This window comes from Streptomyces sp. NPDC037242 (genome assembly GCF_055604165.1).
The window spans coordinates 174,191-190,435 of sequence record NZ_JBVJUY010000008.1 but is presented as its reverse complement, the minus strand read 5'-3'; the positions used below and the strand labels follow the sequence as shown (position 1 = coordinate 190,435).

The window sequence follows — 16,245 nt, the reverse complement described above, 5'->3', positions numbered from 1 at the left end:
GGTAGGCAGCCACCGCCACGCTCAGTGACGTGAATACGCAAATTCCTGACTCCGCGGGTCAGTTCACGGCCCGACTGGCCGCCACGCCGCTCGGAGCCCGCCAGGCCCGTCGGCTCGCCGTCGAGAAGCTCGACTCGTGGGGGCTGGCGTCCGAAAAGCCCGCGCTCATCGTGGCCGAGCTGGCCGCCAACGCCGTGACCCACGGCCGGGTGCCCGGGCGGGGCTTCCGGATGGGGCTCGCCCTCACCGACGGCATGCTGCGGATCGAGGTCGTGGACACGCGCGGTGACCGGGTCCCGGGTATCCGGGACGCGGACGCGAGGGCGGAGGCCGGGCGGGGGCTGGTGCTGGTGGACGCGCTCGCCGACCGCTGGGGCGTGGAACGGGGGCTGCCGCCGTGCAAGACGGTGTGGGCGGAGTTGGACGTGCCCGGGGCTTCTGGCGGACCGTGACGCGGGGGGCCCGGACCCGGTGCGGCCCGGCCCAACCTCTTTAAAGAACCGGGTAAAACCAACCCAACCCAACCCCTCCGGCCCCCCGTCACCCGCAGGGGTGAACTGTGCCAACTCGGCTGGATTTGAGGCGGGTTGGCTGGCATATGCTCGCCCCGACAACCCCAGACATGAGACGGCCCCCGGCGGGACTGGCATCCCGGACGAGGGCCTGACCACACAGGAAGCCTCACCTTCCCAATGGCTCTTGAGCACTTTAGCGCGGCCCCGTCCGCCTCGTCCTGTCTTCGCGGCGGGACCGCCCGATCCGGTGTCGTTCATGTCAACGCCCCGCAGCCCAGTCGCTACACGGTGGTCGGCAACCACCTCGCCCAGCACCGCTCGCTGTCGCTGGTGGCGATCGGGATCGCGGTCTACGTCCAGTCGCTGCCGGACGGTGCCCCCGTCGGCATCAAGGTGCTCGCCGGCCGGTTCCCCGAGGGGGAGGTGCGCGTCGCCGCCGCCCTGCGGGAGTTGGAGGCGCACGGGTACCTGGAGCGCAGCCGCGTCAAGCTCCCCAACGGGCAGTTCATCACCCGCACGGTGTCCTACAACCAGCCGGGCGCCGTGCCCCCGGAGCCGCCCGAGCCTCCCGTGCCACCGCAGCCGCCCACCCCGCCGCCGCCGACGGGTCGGGCGCCCGTACCGGTGCCGGTGGTGGCGGCGAAGCCCGCCCCCGCCCCCGCACCCCCGCCCCCCGCGGCCGAGGCCGGTCCGCCGCCGCCCGTCCGGCAGGACGCGCGGGACCTGCTCGCCCGGCTGCGCTGTGAAGACCCGCGTCTGCTGCTGGCCGCCCGGGACGTGGAGCGGCTCGCGCCCGCGCTCTCCCAGTGGCTGGACCGCGGGGCCGAGCCCGAGGCCGTACGCCACCTCCTGGCCGGCGGGCTCCCCGCGGACCTCCGGCACCCCGCGGCCCTGCTCGCCCGCCGTCTCGCGGACTGGCTCCCGCCCCACCTGCCCGCGCCGCCGCCCCCGCCCCCGCCCCGCGAGCGGATCGCGCGGCCGGACCCCTTCCAGACCTGCGACGGCTGCGAACGGGCCTTCCGAGCCCCGCAGCCGGGAGGCCGCTGCCGCGACTGTCCGCCGGAACGGGCGGCTGCCGCCTAGGAGTTGTCACGCTCGCGGCGGTAGCGTCCTACAGTGCACTGGATGCCGGTCGCGCACCCGCGCCGGCGGGCGAGTGCGCTGTGTGGGGGTGCATGGATGGACGGTACGACGCTGGCTGGCCGCTACCGGCTCGGTGGGCGCATCGGCGCGGGCGGCATGGGCGAGGTCTGGCGCGGCCGCGACCTGGCACTGGCCAGGGACGTGGCGGTCAAGCTCATCGCCCAGCCCGGGGACGACAAACTCGCCCAGCGGCTGCGCGCCGAGGCGCGGGCGGCCGCGGCGCTGTCGGACCCGCACGTGGTGTCCGTACACGACGTCGGCGAGACCGTCATCGACAACCGGACGGTCGTCTACCTGGTCATGGAACTGGTCGACGGCGCGTCGCTCGGCACCGCCCGCGGCACGGCCACCGTCGAGGACGTCGTGCGGTGGGCCGTCCAGATCTGCGAGGGGCTGGCGGCCGCCCACGGCGCGGGCGTCATCCACCGCGACATCAAACCCGGCAACGTCCTGCTCACCCGGGCGGGCCGCATCAAGATCTGCGACTTCGGGATCGCCCGGCAGAGTGGTTTCCAGGGCCTGACCACGACCGGCTCGGTCACCGGAACGCCCGCGTACATGTCCCCCGAGCAGGCGCGCGGCGAGGCGATCGACGCGCGCAGCGACCTGTACGGGCTGGGCTGCCTGCTCTACGAACTGCTCACCGGGGCACCGCCGTTCACCGGTACGGGCTGGGAGATCCTCGCCCAGCACGCCAACAAGAAGCCGGCGCCCGTGCGGGACCGCAGGCCCGAGGTGCCCGTCGACCTCGACCTGCTGGTCCAGCAGCTGCTGAGCAAGGAGGCCTCCCGGCGGCCCACCGGCGCGGCCGAGGTCGCCGACCGGCTCCGCGACATCGAGCGGGTACTGGAGTCGCCGCCGACCGTCCGAACGGGTCGGCCGGTACGGCCCGTTCAGCCCGCCGGACCGGTGCCCGCGACCCTGACCGCGCCGGTTCCGGAGCCCCGTCCGGAGCCCCGCCCGGAGCCCATCCCGGAGCACCGGCCGGAGCCCCGCCCCGACCCGGTCGTGCAGCCGGCGCCGGTCGGCAGTGCACCGGTGCTGACCCCCGCGCGGGGTGCGCTCTGGACGGGCTCGCTGGCCGTCGGGGCCGCGTTCGGCGGGGAGCTGGCTGCCTTCACGCTCATCGCCCCCGGCTGGGCCGTCTTGACGGGCGTCGTCGCCGCCCTGCTGTTCTTCGCCTTCGAGGCCGCCGAGGCGAAGAATCCGCCCGCTTCGAACGAGCTGTCGAACTTCGCGGGAGTGTTCTCGATCGTCGTCGGCGTGGGGATGGGGACGACCCTGATCCTCACCGAGGCCCTCCCGTGGTGGGCCGCCGTCCCCATCGGCCTGGTCGCGGTGCCGAGCCTCATGTTCTGCGCCGCCCTCGCGCGGGAGTGGATCGCCGGAGGGTCCCGCGCCGAGGAGGCCGCCTTCATCGCGGGCAACGCGGCCCTGGTCGGCGGAGTCCTCACCGGGTGGCTGCTGCTCGCCACCACCAGGGCCGCGATCTGGATCGCGGTCGGCTGCGGCTTCCTCGTCTGGCTGCTCGGCGGGATCGTACTGGGCAGGCTGATGCCCAGCCGCTAGCCGGCGTCGAAGGCGCCGGCTAGGGCGGCGGGGGCAGTTGGTTGCCCGCCGCCTTCGTCGCGGCCGCCACGTGCTTCATGTCGTCGGCGTCGCTGCGGTGCAGCGCGAAGATCTTCACCAGGGCGAGCAGGGTCGGCCCGAACAAGGTGACGGCGAGCACCGGGTGGTCGTGCGTGCCGAAGTACAGGGACGCGCCGAGCGTGGCCAGTGCGACCGTCAGCGCGGCGGAAATGCCCAGGACGTGCCTGCGGTGGGCCCGCTGCTGTTCGACGCGCTCGCTCTGGAGGCGCTCCAGCTCCGCCCGCTCGCGGGCGCGCTCCGCCAGCATGCGCAGCTCGTGCTCCCGCGCCAGCTGCGGATCGAGCGCGGCCAGCGCGACGGCCAGGTGCTCGGCCGGCAGCTGCGCCCACTGCGCGGCGATGTCGAGCGCGCTGGGCCGGTGGGCCGGCTCGGTGCCGATCTCCTCAGCCATCGCTGGTGCCTCCGTCTCCCTGGGGCGTGGGGCCCGCCTCGGCGAGCCGGAGCGACTCGGGCGGCGGGCCGAGTGCGCGGAACAGTGCGTCGAGGCCGGTGGCCATGGTTTCCACGGCGGCCGGGGTGTCGGGTGATTCGGCGACGGCCAGCAGGTCGGCGTGGGCCGGGGGATCCGGCTCGGGCCCGGCCCGGTCCGGCGCCGCCCTGGCCGCGCGCTTGGGCGGCTCGCGCCGGCTGCGGTCGAAGTGGTCGGTCAGCACCTTGGTGTCGCTGCGCAGGTACGCCCGCAGGGCCTCCTGGACCGCGGCCAGGCGGATGCCGAGGTCCACCCCCCAGCCGGCGATCACCCGGATCTTGAACACGAAGGAGCGCGCGTCGAGTGACTCCGCCGCGGTCGTCAGCCGCGACCGCTTGCCCCCGCTCTGGTTGCGAAGCCAGGTCACGCCCCACGTGGTCGTCACGACGGACACGTAGAACACCCACAGCGGCAGGGCGAACCGGTACGGGGACTGGTCCGGCCAGGCGAGAGGGAGCAGGACGGACACCATGAGCGCGGGAACCGCGAACACGGCCTGGAGGACGGGCAGGACCAGGGCGTCGAGTGCGCTCAGCCGTTGCCCGAAGGTCGGGAAGCGGCGCCATTCGCGGGTGCGCCGGATCAGGAGGAGGCTCATGTACCAGCGGGCGCGCTGCTGTCTCAGTGACATCCAGCCGGCCATCGACGGCCAACGGTCCGCAGGTCGCAGTGCGTCGTGGCGGACCGGCTCGCCGTACAGCATCGCCTCGCTGACACCGAAGCTGCGCAGCCGCAGCAGTAGCTCCAGTTCCTCGGCGCGGCTGTCCCCGTCCCAGCCGCCGGAGATCCGCAGCAGGTCGGTCCGGACGAAGTACGCGGCGCTCGGCGTGAGGTGGAAACGCTTGGTCACGCGGACCGGCCGGCTGCCCCGGACGCACACCATGCCGTCCATCAGCCAGTACAGGTGCGGGGTGGGGCCGTCCGGGACGTCCATGGCGACCCTGACGATGTCGGCGCCGGATGCCCGGTAGGCGCCGTCGACCCGGTCCAGGAGGCTCGCGCGCACCGGGTCCCCGCCCTCGATGACGCCCACGACGTCGCCGTTGCAGTGGGGGATCGCGGTGTTGAGGGCGGCGGCCATGTTCCAGGTCGTACCGGGCAGGTTCTCCACGACGCGCACCCGATCGGGGTACGCCCCGGCCAGCGATTTGCAGACCAATTCGGTGCTCGGGTCGTCCATGGCCACGAGCAGCAGGATCTCGAAATCCCGTCGGGGGGAACGGAGCAGGTAGTGGAGCGTTTCGTCGACGTCCGGTTCGTACCGCAGCGGAACGAGCAGGGAGAACCTCACCGGGACCGGGCCGCCCGGCGGGTCCGGGGGCGGGTCCGGAAGGTCGTACTCCTCGTCCGCCTTGACGAACCTGACGTGCGGCAGCAGGAGTTGGATGAGCAGTGCGGCGGCGACGAGCGTGATCACGAAGGAAATGTCCATGCGCCCCCCTCGGCCATCACTATGGCGCAGCATCCGCAGGCCCGGGGGAGATTCGGTGTGAAGGGTCTCCGGAGGGGTGTTCAGGGCGGTTACCCATACGTAAATTACCGGCGGTAACCCCTTCGACCCGAGGAGCGAACGCCGTGGATGCCGAGCCCAAGCTCGTGGAGCCCGTCCGGACCGTGGTCGACGGCGTGGTGCGGGAGGTCGCCGTGCCCGCGCTCGCCGCGGCGCCCGCGAGCGGGTCGCTCGGCGACATCCCCTTCCACAACGCCCGCGAGGCACCCGGCGAAGCCGTGCTCGCCCGCAAGCAGCGCGACGGGAGCTGGCGGGACGTGACCGCCGCCGAGTTCGCGGCCGAGGTCCTCGCCGTCGCCAAGGGGCTGATCGCCGAGGGGCTGCGGGAGGGCGACCGGCTGGCCATCATGGCGCGGACCACCTACGAGTGGACCCTGCTGGACTTCGCCGCCTGGGCCGCCGGGCTGGTCACCGTACCGATCTACCCCACCTCCTCGGCGCTCCAGGCCCGCTGGATCATCCACGACTCGGGCGCGGTCGCCTGCGCCGTCGAGGACACCGCCCAGGCCCGGATCATCAGCGCCGAGCGCGCCAACCTGCCCTGGCTGACCCACCTCTGGGAGTTCGACACCGGAGCGGTGGACCGGCTGGTCAAGGCCGGGGAGCGGGTGCCGGACGCCCTCGTGCACGCGCGCAGGGCCGCCCGTACGCCGGACTCCGTCGCCACGCTCGTCTACACCTCCGGGACCACCGGGCAGCCCAAGGGGTGCGTGCTGACCCACGCCAACTTCTTCGCCGAGGTGGACAACGCGGTGGAACTGCTCCACCCCGTCTTCAGGGCGGCGACCAAGGACGAGGCCTCGACGCTGCTGTTCCTGCCGCTGTCGCACGTGTTCGGGCGGATGGTCGCCGTCGGCTGCCTGCGGGCCCGCGTCAAGCTCGGGCACGCGCCGAGCATCAGTACGCAGGACCTGCTCGCGGACCTGGCGGGCTTCCGGCCGACGTTCCTGCTGGCCATCCCGTACGTGCTGGAGAAGGTCTACAACACCGCCCGGGCGACGGCCGAGAAGATGGGCCGGGCCGCCTCCTTCGACCGGGCGTCCCGGATCGCGCAGAGCTACGGCGAGGTGGTCGAGGGCAAGCGCCCCGGGCTGAGCCTGCGGGCGGCGCGGGCGGTGTACGACCCGCTCGTCTACCGGCGGATCCGGGCCGCGCTCGGCGGCCGCGTGCGCTACGTACTGAGCGGCGGATCCCCCCTGGGCCGACGCCTCGCCGCCTTCTACACGGGCGCGGGCATCGACGTCTTCGAGGGCTACGGCCTCACGGAGACGACGGCCGCCTCGACCGTCACCCCGCCGCTGAGGCCCCGGCTCGGCACCGTCGGCTGGCCGCTGCCGGGGACCGCCGTACGCATCGCCGACGACGGGGAGGTGCTGCTGCGCGGGGCGCACGTCTTCGCCGGCTACTGGAACAGCCCCGCGCAGAGCGGCGGCGGCACGGGCTGGCTGGCGACCGGGGACATCGGCGAGCTCGACGCCGACGGCTACCTCACCATCACCGGCCGCAAGAAGGACCTGATCATCACCTCCGGGGGCAAGAACGTCGCCCCCGCCCCGCTGGAGGACTGGCTGCGGGCGCATCCCCTGGTCGGCCAGTGCATGGTGGTCGGCGACAACCGTCCGTACATCACCGCGCTGGTCACCCTGGAGCCGGAGGGCCTCGCGCACTGGCGCCAGATGCACAAGAAGCGGGACGTGCCCGTCGCCGAGCTGGTCCGGGACGAGGAACTGCGGGCCGACCTCCAGCGGGCGGTGGACGAGGCGAACCGGCTGGTGTCGCGCGCGGAGTCGATCCGGCGCTTCGTCGTCCTGCCGGGGGACTTCACCGAGGCGCGGGGCCACCTGACCCCGTCCCTGAAGCTCAAGCGCGGCGCCATCGCCCGCGACTACGAGCGGGAGATCGAGGAGCTGTACCGCCGGGACCGGTGAGCCCCGGGCCCGGCAGTACCCCCGCCCGTGGTTCTGACGCCCGGGTACGCCTCGAAGGCGCCGGTGGGGCGACCCCGGGGGCCGGGGAGGCCGGCCTTCCCGGAGGCCCGGGCCGCCGGCGGGCGGGGGGCGGGGAGTCCGCATATGGTGGGCTGACTGCTTCGGGGGGTCACCCGAGGAGGGTGCAGTGCACCGTTCCCGTACCCGGTCGGCCACCGCCGCCGCGGCCTGTGTGCTCGTCACCGCCGCGCTCGGCGCGACGCCGGGCCCGGGCCCGTCCCCGCCGCCCGCCACCGCCGGAGGCCAGCGCATCCGGTGGGGTGAGTGCGCCGAGCAGCCCGTCCCCGCCGGGATGCGGTGCGCCACCGTCACCGTGCCGCTCGACCACGCCGCCCCGGCGAAGGGCACCGCCAAGGTGGCCCTGGCCCGGCTCCCGGCCACCGGCGGCGGCAGGCGCCTCGGCTCGCTGCTGCTGAACTTCGGCGGGCCCGGCGGACCCGGGATCGCCTCCCTCGCAGCCGATCCGGGCGCCTTCGCGGAGCTGAACAAGCGCTACGACCTGATCGCCTTCGACCCCCGCGGGGTCGGCCTCAGCGAGCCCGTCAGCTGCGGCGGATCCCAGGCGGCGGACGAGGAGGTCGCCGACGACGCGGCCTCGCAGCTCGCCGCCCTGCGCGCGGTCGTCAAGCGCTGCGAGCTGGCCTCGGGCCCGGTCCTCCCGTACATAGGCACCGTGAACGTCGCCCGCGACATGGACGTCATGCGCCGGGCCCTCGGCGACAAGAAGCTGAACTACCTGGGCTTCTCCTACGGCACCCGGCTCGGCGCGGTCTACGCGGCGCTGTTCCCGCGCACTACCGGCCGCATGGTCCTCGACGGCGTCGACACCCTCACCGAACCGCTGGCCGAGCAGGCGCTCGTCTCCGCGCGCGGCCAGCAGAGGGCGCTGGACAACTTCCTCGCCTGGTGCACCCACCGCAAGGAGTGCGTCTACGGCACCAACACCCGCAGCGCCAAGGAGAAGGTCAAGGCCCTCGTGGAGCGGCTCGACCAGGACCCCCTGACCGGCGAGGACGGCTCGTACTTCACCGGGCAGGACGTGGCCGCGACCATCGGGAACGCGCTGTACTCCAAGCGCATGTGGCCCCACCTCGCCCAGGCGCTGGAGATGGTCGAGCGGCACCGCGACCCGGCGGGACTGCTGGAGCTCGGCGGCCCCTCGGAGCCGCCGGAGCCGGGCGACGGCGAGGAGCCCAGCAAGGTGCCCGCGGACAACGCCGATGCAGCGCTGGTGGCGGTGAACTGCGCCGACGACCCGGACCGCGGCAACGACAAGGCCACCCCGGCGGCCGTCCAGCGGGAGATCGAGGCCCTGGAGCCGCAGTTCCTGGCGGCGTCCCCGATCTTCGGACCGGGGCAGCTGATGACGGTGCTGTCCTGCTACGGGCGCCCCGCCGGCACCGACTTCATCCGGAAGATCGACCACCCGGCCGGCGCCCCGCGGATGCTGCTCGTCGGCACCCGGGGGGACCCGGCGACCCCGTACGAGTGGACGGAGGAGACGGCCGGCCGGCTCGGCTCGGCGGTGGTCCTGGACTACAAGGGCGACGGCCACACCGGGTACGCGTCCTCGGCGTGCGTGCGCGGCTACGTGGACCACTTCCTGATCGACGGACGGCTGCCGGGCGGGACGCGGTCCTGCCCCGCCGGGGAGTGAACGCACCGGCGGGACTTTGACGACACGACCTAGCAGTTGGGGCGCGCCGAGCGGCCGGCGAAGCGGTCCGCGAGCCAGTTCCCGGCCGCCAGGGACTGGGTGATCACGCCGCTGACGTGCTCACCGATCCAGATGGTGTCGAACTCGATGTTCGCGCCCTTCGCGCACCAGTCGGAGCGCAACTGGCGGCCGACGGAGTACGGGATGAGCTCGTCGCCGAGCGCGTGGTACTGGAACACCGGCGCGGCCGGGGCGGTGCGCCCGAGCCTGCTCTGGTTCAGGCGGGCCCGCCAGTCCGGCTGGGCGAGCGGATCGCGCGTCGTCAGGTCGGAGATCCGCTTGAAGGAGCCGGCGACGGCGTCGATGGCGACGCAGTTGTCCTTCATGCCCTCGACCAGGACCTTGCCGGCCGGGTTGAGGTAGGAGTCGAGCTTCAGCTCGGGGAAGGCCGCGTCCTGCCCGGCGGCCGCCATGAAGATGAGGCCGGAGCCGTAGGAGCCGTTGTTGAAGGCGGCCACCTCCAGCAGGTCGGCCGGGACGCCGCCCGTCGCGGTGCCCTTGACCTGCAACTCCGGTGCGTACGAGCCCTGCAGCTCGGCCGCCCAGCTGCTGGCCTGGCCGCCCTGGGAGTAGCCCATGATGCCGACCGGGGTGTTCGCGGAGAGCCCGGCCTCCGGGAGGCGGGTCGCGGCGCGGGCCGCGTCGAGCACGGCGTGGCCGGCGGAGGGGCCGACGGTGTAGGTGTGCACGCCCGGGGTGCCGAGGCCCTCGTAGTCGGTGACGACGACGGCCCAGCCGCGCAGGGTGAGCTGCTGGATGAGGTTGGCCTCCATGGCGGTGCCGTACGGGAGGTTGTTGCTCGGCGCGCAGGAATCGCCCATGCCGACGGTGCCGACGGCGTACGTGATGAGCGGGCGCGGGCCGGTGCGGCCGTCCTGCGGGACGACGACGGTGCCGGAGACGACGTTGGGGGCGCCGTCGGCGGTGGTCGAGCGGTAGTGGATCTTCCATGCCTTGGTGTTGGTGGGCTGGCCGGGCAGCGGGTGGAAGGCGGACGGGGCGCTGCTGACGATGTCGCCGGGGCGGGCGGCGGCGCCGGTGGTGTCGGCTGCGTCCGCGGCGTCGGTGGCGTGGGCGGTGGCGGCGGGGATCCAGGCCGAGAGGGCCAGGGCGGTCACGGCGGCGAGGGCGGTGCTTCGGAAACGCATGGGCGGCTCTCCCAAGGGTCCGTGCGGGGATGGTGAGGAGAAAGTAGTGACCGACCGGTAGGAAGGTCGTTGACCGCGCAGCTCACCTTTCCTGGCCGGGGGTTGCGCGGTGGGTGTCAGGCGGCCGGCGCCAGAGGACGGGCGGGAGCGGCGAGGGCGGGAGCGCCGTCCGGTACGGGGACCGCGGCGAAGATCGCGTCCTGCTGGTCCTGGAGCTCCTTCTTGCGCGCGGGGCTGGTCGAGGGCAGCCGCTGCTCCTCGTACAGCTTGTGCGTCTCCTCCTGCGCGTACTTGCTCGCCGGGGTGTGGAACTGCACCTCGAACAGCTGCTGCGAACCGAGCGCGCGCCAGCCCGTGTTGAGGCCCTTGTAGCCCTTCTCGCGGCCCCAGGTGTTGGACCACTTCGAGGTGTCGTTGCCCCAGGCGGACAGCACCTCCGAGGCGATGGTGACACCGGTGACGTAATCGCCGTCGGGCCATTGGAGGGTGTAGCGCACCGCGTCACTCAGGCGTGCCAGGACGTCGTCGGTGTTGCGCTCGGGGTGCTCCTTGAGGTCCGTGGCGACCTTCCGCTTGAGGGAGTCGGGGGACTTCAGGCGGTGGTCGAAGCCGACCAGCTCGGCCCGGCTGAGGTCGGCGGCAGTCCGGACGTCGCTGCTGATCGACGGCTCCGCCGCGCGGGCGCGGGCGATGTACGCGTCGACCTTGCGGTTGTCCGCGCCGTTCAGGCACAGGCCGTCGCCCTTCCAGGCGTCCGGATCGTCCTCGCAGCGCGCCGCCGCACTGCTGCCGCCGCGCAGGGCGGTGGTGCGCTTGCCCGTCGGGTCGGAGGGGTCGGAGGGGCCGGCGGCGTACGCGGTGAGCCCGGTCGTGGCCGTGGCCAGGGCGAGGGCGGCGGCCAGTACGGTCGCCCGGCCCAGGTGGTGCGTGCTCATGCGGTCCGTGGTCATGCGGGGGCGGTGTCCCTTCTCGGCGGTGATCGTCGCCGGGGACAACGGGAGGAAAGGCGCGGAAGTACCGCGAAACAGCACCGGATGCCGGACATTGGCGTGATGGCGCCGTCCGGCGGCGGAATCGCGCGGCGGAAGCGCGTGACCGAGCTGTTCCGTCAGCGGTGGTCGATGCGGTACGCGCCCGGGGTCGTGCCCGTCCAGCGGCGGAAGGCGCGGTGGAAGGCCGTGTCCTCCGAGAAGCCGAGGCGGGCGGCCAGCTCCGCGATCGGCTCACCGCTCTCCGCCAGGCCCGCGATCGCCGCGTCCCGCCGGACGTGGTCCTTGAGCTCCTGGAAGGACGTGCCCTCCTGCCGGAGCCGGCGCCGCAGCGTCGCCGGGGACACCGCCAGGCGCGCGGCGACCTCCCCCAGCTCGGGCAGTCGCGGCGAGCTGCGCAGCCCCCGCGTCAGGGTCCGGCGTACCTGCTCCGCCACGGTGGTCCCGTACTCCGGCCGCGACAGCAGGTCGAAGGGGGCCCGGCGCAGCATCGCGTCGAGCGCGGGCTCGTCCCGTACGAGCGGCGCGGTCAGCCAGTGCGCGTCGAAGGCGGCGCCCGTCAGGTCCTCCCCGAAGCGGACCGGGCAGTCGAACAGGACCTCGTACTCGTCCTTGTGCGGCGGCGGGGGATAGGCGAAGGCCGCGTACGCGAGCGGGATGCGCCGCCCGACCAGCCAGCTGCTCAGCCGGTGCCAGATCGCCACCACGCACTCGGCCAGGAAGCGCTCCTCGTCGCGCGCGAAGTCGTTGCGTACGGTGAACCGCGCCCGGTCGCCCGACACTTCGAGCGAGAGCTCGGGCCCGCCGGGGAAGAGCCCGTAGAACGCGGCAGCGCGCTGCGTGGCCGCGCCGAGGTCGCGGCAGCCGAGTGCGGCGTAACACATCATCGCGAAGGTCCCGGGCCGGCTCGGGACGGACGACAGCCCCAGGAACTCGTCCTGGGTGGTCCGGTACAGCGCCCGGAACAGGCGGGCGAACTGCGCGGGCGTGATCCGTGCCCGGTCGTCGCCGAGCAGCAGCGGCGGTATCTGCGCCTCCTGGAGCAGCGGCACGGTGTCGATGCCGCCGCCGCTCGCACCCGCGAGCACGGCGCGCACGTGGTGCACGGTGATCGTCCGCCTCCCCATGGCTCCGACGGTAGCCGCAATGAGCGCTGGGGTCAGCGGGGGTGACGCTTCCGGTCATGCCGGATGGCGTATTGGGGTGCCTAGCGTCAGTGGGGACGACGACCCGTAGGACCCCAGGGGAGGCGAAGCCGATGGACGCGTTGCGACCGCAGACACTGGCGGTGTTCACGGAGTGGACGGGCGAGCGGTACGGCGGGGAGACGGCCCTGCGCTTCCGGGAGGGCGAGGGCTGGAGCACCCTCACGTACGGGGAACTGCGCGCCCGGGTACGGGAGGTCGGGCGGGCGCTGCTCGGCCTCGGCGTCGCCGCGGGGGAGCGGGTCGCGGTGCTGGCGGAGACCCGCCCGGCGTGGACCTGGACCCACTTCGGCGTGATGGCGGCGGGCGCGGTCCTGGTGCCGGTCTACCCGACGGCGGGGGACGAGGAACTGGCCTGGGTGCTGTCGGACTCCGAGGCGGCGGTGGTCGTCTGCGACGACGCGGCGCAGGCGGCACGGGTGGAGGCGCTGCGCGGGCAACTGCCGAAGCTGCGGGAGGTGGTGGGGATGGACGGGCTGGGAGACCCGGGCCTGCTACCTGCTCCCGAGGCCGAACTCCTCGCCCGGGCCCGCTCGGTGAGCGCCTCCGACGACGCCTCGATCGTCTACACCTCCGGTACGACGGGCCTGCCCAAGGGGTGCCGCCTCACGCACGGCAACCTGGGCGCGATCCAGGACGCCACGCTCCCGCTGATAGCGGGAGGCCCGGGGGACTCCACGTACCTCTATCTGCCCCTGGCCCACCTGCTGGCGCAGCTGATCCAGTTCACCACGCTGCTGGAGGGCGGGGAGCTCTGCTACTTCGGGGGGCGGATCGAGGACGTCATCACGGAGCTGGCGGTCGTCCGGCCCACGCATCTGCCGTCCGTGCCGAGGCTGTTCGAGAAGCTCCACTCGGTGGTGCTGTCGCTTGCCGAGTCCCGGGAGGGCGGGCGGGAACGCTTCGAGGAGGCGGTGCGCCTGGGGGTCCTGGCGGCGGAGGGCCGCCTGCCGGCCGCCGACCGCGAGGCGCACGAGGCGGCGGAGGAGTCGCTGTACTCCCTCGTACGGGCGGCGTTCGGGGGCCGCCTGAAATGGGCGCTGACCGGCGGCGCCCCGATCGCCCCGGCGACGCTCGACTTCATGAGGGCGTGCGGGATCCCGGTCTACGAGGGGTACGGGATGACGGAGTCGGGCGGCGTCATCAGCCTCAACCACCCGGCCGGGGTCCGCTACGGCACGGTGGGGCGCCCGATCGCGGACTGCGAGGTCCGCATCGCGCAGGACGGGGAGATCCTGGCCCGGGGGCCGATGATCTTCCCGGGCTACCACGGCAACGAGGAGGCGACGGCGCAGACGCTGGACCCCGAGGGCTGGCTCCGCACGGGGGACCTGGGCGAACTGGACGCCGACGGCTACCTGCGCATCACGGGCCGCAAGAAGGAGCTGATCATCACCTCGGCCGGCAAGAACATCACCCCCACCGAGGTCGAGTTCGCGATCCAGCGCTCCCGTTACGTGTCCCGGGCGGTCATGATCGGCGACAACCGCCCCCACCCGGTGGCCCTGATCACCCTGGACGCGGAGGAGATAGCCGCCTGGGCCACCCGCGAGGGCCTCACCCTCACCCCGGCCGAGGCCCCGACCCACCCGGCGGTCCGCGCCCTGATCGAGGAGGCGGTCACCACGGCCAACGCCACGGTCTCGCGCCCGGCCCGCATCCGCGCCTTCACGATCCTCCAGGAGGACTTCACGATCGAGGCGGGCACCCTGACCCCCACCCTGAAACTCCGCCGCAGGGCGGTGGCGAAGCGGTACGCGGCGGAGATCGGGGGGTTGTACGGGGGGTAGGGGGTCGGGGGTCGGGGGTGGAGGTGAGGGGCGGGTCGGGGGTGGGGTTTTGCGGGACTGCTGTCGGGCGGTGGCGTTGACGGGTTTGGGGGTTTCCCGTCAGTCCCATCGTCTCTCCGTGTCGGTCCGCCCTGTCAAGGGCGCTCCCTGCGGTCGCGTCGCTGCGCGATGGCCTTCGGCCACCCTTGACAGACCGGCCCGCCACGGAAAGACAGGACTGTCGGGAAACCCCCAAAAGAACGGGCCGGATGTCCTCCTGACCACCGATCCGGACCTTGTCGCAGAACAGGGGTGGGGGCTCGGGGACCAAAACACGGCCCGACCTGCCCCAAACAGCGGCGAGATGATCCTGTCGGGAGGTCAGGCGCCCCACATCGCTACGCGCTCCTCCATGACGGCGTCTCCGACCCTCTTGGGTTGGACATAGGCCGCCCACAATCGCTACGCGCTCCTCGCCGACCGCGACCGACGACCGTCTGTGGCCGGTCATAGGCTGCCCACGACCAACAAGCCCTCTGACTGACCGCGACTGGCCCTCGACTGGGGTCGTTGGTGGTTGTGGGGTTGGTGGTGCCCTTTGGGGGCTGTCGGAGGGTGGGAAGTGCCCCAGGTGGAGCGTGAGGCCGGACCCGTCAACCTCAGACTCCGTCAGAGGCCCACCGACCTCCCAACGGCCCCCATGGGGCCATCTCAGCCCCCAACAACCCGCAGTCGCGTTCGGTGAGAGGGCCTTTGGGTCGTGGGGCGGCTTATGCCCAGCCACAGAGGGGCGCTGACGCCGTCATGGAGGAGCGCGTAGCGATTTTGGGCGGCCTATGTCCAACCCAAGAGGGTCGCTGACGCCATTCGTGAGGAGCGCGTAGCGATTTGGGGCGCCTGACCCCCCGACAGGATCATCTGGGCGCTGTTTGGGGCAGGTTGGGGGGTGTTTCCCCTTCAGCGGAGTGCCGGTCGGCGACAAGGTCCGGATCGGTGGTCAGGAGGACATCCGGCCCGTTCTTTTGGGGGTTTCCCGACAGTCCTGTCTTTCCGTGGCGGGCCGGTCTGTCAAGGGTGGCCGAAGGCCATCGCGCAGCGACGCGACCGCAGGGAGCGCCCTTGACAGGGCGGACCGACGCGGAGAGACGATGGGACTGACGGGAAACCCCCAAACCCTTCAACGCCACCGCCCAAGAGCACCCCCGCAAACCCACCCCCGACTCGCCCTCACACTCCCGCCCCCGACGCCCCCGCCCGCCCCCCCCGCTCAGTTCTTCAGCTTGTCCGCGATCAGGGCGTCGAAGGCGCTCGGGGTGATCGAGTCGATGCCTACCCCCGAGTTCACGGTGATCTTCGTGCCGTTGATCAGGACGTTGGGGGTGCCGTTGATGTTCTCGTCGTAGAAGGCCTTGCCGACCTTGTCGACCCACGGCATGTACGTGAGCTCCTTGACCGCCTGGTTGAAGGCGGGGGTCCGCAGGCCGGGGACCTGGTCGGCCAGTTCCAGCAGGGTCTCGGTCGAGCCGAACTTGTCGTCCGACTCCTTCTCCGGGTGGTTCTTGTAGAGCACCTGGAGGTACTCCATGAACTTCTCCGGGCTCTCGTTCACCGCCGCGCCCAGGGCGTTCACCGCGCGCTTGGAGCCCTTGCCGCCCAGTGAGCCGTCGAGGAACGTCGCGAGGTGGTACTCGACGCGGTACTTGCCCGCGTCCGCCTGTTCCTTGAAGGTCTTGCCGAGGCCGATCTCCACGCCCGCGCAGTACGGGCAGCGCGGGTCCAGCCAGACCGTCAGTACGTTCTTCGCGTCGGCCTTGCCGTACGGGACGACGATGCCGTCCTTGCCGGTGGTGTTGGCCGGCTGGACGAACGGCTTGCCGGCCGCCTCGTCGGATCCGGTGGACCGGTTCGACGCGTAGAGGCCGGCGCCGACCGCGATGGCGAGCACGGCGACCAGCGCGCCCCCGACCATCAGGCGTCCGCGCAGCTTCGCGCGCCTGACCTCGGCCTCCCGCTCCGCGCGCAGCCGCTCGCGGGCTTCGCGCCGCTGGTCGTTCTTCTTGCTCGTAGCCATAACGACCAGGGTAAGGAGGTGAAATCGGAGAAACCGGGGGTCATTGGGGTGTTTCGGGCAGGGACTTAGGG

General features: G+C 72.8%; 12 protein-coding genes. 6 read left to right on the top strand and 6 right to left on the bottom strand.

What is annotated here, in order from left to right:
* Positions 1 to 29 precede the first annotated feature (29 nt).
* From ACZ7GJ_RS12660 to ACZ7GJ_RS12650, 3 genes are all read left to right on the top strand, one after another.
* A complete protein-coding gene (locus ACZ7GJ_RS12660; protein WP_470751266.1) occupies positions 30 to 452 on the top strand; it encodes an ATP-binding protein in 423 nt (140 codons plus the stop codon).
* 351 nt (positions 453 to 803) lie between these two features.
* On the top strand, positions 804 to 1,598 hold the full coding sequence (locus tag ACZ7GJ_RS12655; protein ID WP_470751265.1) for a helix-turn-helix domain-containing protein: 795 nt from the start codon (positions 804 to 806) through the stop codon (positions 1,596 to 1,598).
* A gap of 96 nt (positions 1,599 to 1,694) precedes the next feature.
* Positions 1,695 to 3,227, top strand: a complete 1,533-nt coding sequence (locus tag ACZ7GJ_RS12650) for a serine/threonine-protein kinase (protein WP_470751264.1) — start codon at positions 1,695 to 1,697, stop codon at positions 3,225 to 3,227.
* 19 nt (positions 3,228 to 3,246) lie between these two features.
* Here the strand turns inward: ACZ7GJ_RS12650 and ACZ7GJ_RS12645 are convergent, their stop codons facing one another.
* Positions 3,247 to 3,699 carry a hypothetical protein gene (locus tag ACZ7GJ_RS12645; protein WP_470751263.1) on the bottom strand — a complete coding sequence of 151 codons (453 nt, stop codon included), beginning with the start codon at positions 3,697 to 3,699 and terminating at the stop codon, positions 3,247 to 3,249.
* Positions 3,692 to 5,209 carry a glycosyltransferase family 2 protein gene (locus tag ACZ7GJ_RS12640; protein ID WP_470751262.1) on the bottom strand — a complete coding sequence of 506 codons (1,518 nt, stop codon included), beginning with the start codon at positions 5,207 to 5,209 and terminating at the stop codon, positions 3,692 to 3,694. Before ACZ7GJ_RS12640 ends, ACZ7GJ_RS12645 begins: the two co-directional genes overlap by 8 nt.
* A gap of 143 nt (positions 5,210 to 5,352) precedes the next feature.
* Between ACZ7GJ_RS12640 and ACZ7GJ_RS12635 the strand changes: the two genes are divergently transcribed.
* Positions 5,353 to 7,215 (top strand): AMP-dependent synthetase/ligase, encoded by a 1,863-nt coding sequence (locus ACZ7GJ_RS12635; protein WP_470751261.1) that lies wholly within the window; start codon positions 5,353 to 5,355, stop codon positions 7,213 to 7,215.
* A gap of 187 nt (positions 7,216 to 7,402) precedes the next feature.
* Positions 7,403 to 8,932, top strand: a complete 1,530-nt coding sequence (locus ACZ7GJ_RS12630) for an alpha/beta hydrolase (protein ID WP_470751259.1) — start codon at positions 7,403 to 7,405, stop codon at positions 8,930 to 8,932.
* Positions 8,933 to 8,961: 29 nt separating this feature from the next.
* On the opposite strand, the gene ACZ7GJ_RS12625 is transcribed toward ACZ7GJ_RS12630, so the two are convergent.
* From ACZ7GJ_RS12625 to ACZ7GJ_RS12615, 3 genes are all read right to left on the bottom strand, one after another.
* Positions 8,962 to 10,140 carry a lipase family protein gene (locus tag ACZ7GJ_RS12625; protein WP_470751257.1) on the bottom strand — a complete coding sequence of 393 codons (1,179 nt, stop codon included), beginning with the start codon at positions 10,138 to 10,140 and terminating at the stop codon, positions 8,962 to 8,964.
* A 116-nt stretch (positions 10,141 to 10,256) separates the two neighbouring features.
* Positions 10,257 to 11,090, bottom strand: coding sequence for an ATP nucleotide 3'-pyrophosphokinase (locus tag ACZ7GJ_RS12620; protein WP_470751256.1), 834 nt, complete (start codon positions 11,088 to 11,090; stop codon positions 10,257 to 10,259).
* Positions 11,091 to 11,248: 158 nt separating this feature from the next.
* Positions 11,249 to 12,256, bottom strand: a complete 1,008-nt coding sequence (locus tag ACZ7GJ_RS12615; protein WP_470751255.1) for an AraC family transcriptional regulator — start codon at positions 12,254 to 12,256, stop codon at positions 11,249 to 11,251.
* Positions 12,257 to 12,387: 131 nt separating this feature from the next.
* Between ACZ7GJ_RS12615 and ACZ7GJ_RS12610 the strand changes: the two genes are divergently transcribed.
* On the top strand, positions 12,388 to 14,124 hold the full coding sequence (locus ACZ7GJ_RS12610) for an AMP-dependent synthetase/ligase (RefSeq protein ID WP_470751253.1): 1,737 nt from the start codon (positions 12,388 to 12,390) through the stop codon (positions 14,122 to 14,124).
* Positions 14,125 to 15,370: 1,246 nt separating this feature from the next.
* Here the strand turns inward: ACZ7GJ_RS12610 and ACZ7GJ_RS12605 are convergent.
* Positions 15,371 to 16,174 (bottom strand): thioredoxin domain-containing protein, encoded by an 804-nt coding sequence (locus ACZ7GJ_RS12605; RefSeq protein ID WP_470751251.1) that lies wholly within the window; start codon positions 16,172 to 16,174, stop codon positions 15,371 to 15,373.
* Positions 16,175 to 16,245 lie beyond the last annotated feature (71 nt).

Excerpts from the sequence above, each read along its gene's own strand:
- ACZ7GJ_RS12640 (WP_470751262.1), bottom strand. The coding sequence starts at position 5,209 with ATGGACATTTCCTTCGTGATCACGCTCGTCGCCGCCGCACTGCTCATC.
- ACZ7GJ_RS12625 (WP_470751257.1), bottom strand. The coding sequence starts at position 10,140 with ATGCGTTTCCGAAGCACCGCCCTCGCCGCCGTGACCGCCCTGGCCCTC.
- ACZ7GJ_RS12645 (WP_470751263.1), bottom strand. The coding sequence starts at position 3,699 with ATGGCTGAGGAGATCGGCACCGAGCCGGCCCACCGGCCCAGCGCGCTC.
- ACZ7GJ_RS12610 (WP_470751253.1), top strand. The coding sequence starts at position 12,388 with ATGGACGCGTTGCGACCGCAGACACTGGCGGTGTTCACGGAGTGGACG.
- ACZ7GJ_RS12605 (WP_470751251.1), bottom strand. The coding sequence starts at position 16,174 with ATGGCTACGAGCAAGAAGAACGACCAGCGGCGCGAAGCCCGCGAGCGG.
- ACZ7GJ_RS12615 (WP_470751255.1), bottom strand. The coding sequence starts at position 12,256 with ATGGGGAGGCGGACGATCACCGTGCACCACGTGCGCGCCGTGCTCGCG.
- ACZ7GJ_RS12650 (WP_470751264.1), top strand. The coding sequence starts at position 1,695 with ATGGACGGTACGACGCTGGCTGGCCGCTACCGGCTCGGTGGGCGCATC.
- ACZ7GJ_RS12620 (WP_470751256.1), bottom strand. The coding sequence starts at position 11,090 with ATGACCACGGACCGCATGAGCACGCACCACCTGGGCCGGGCGACCGTA.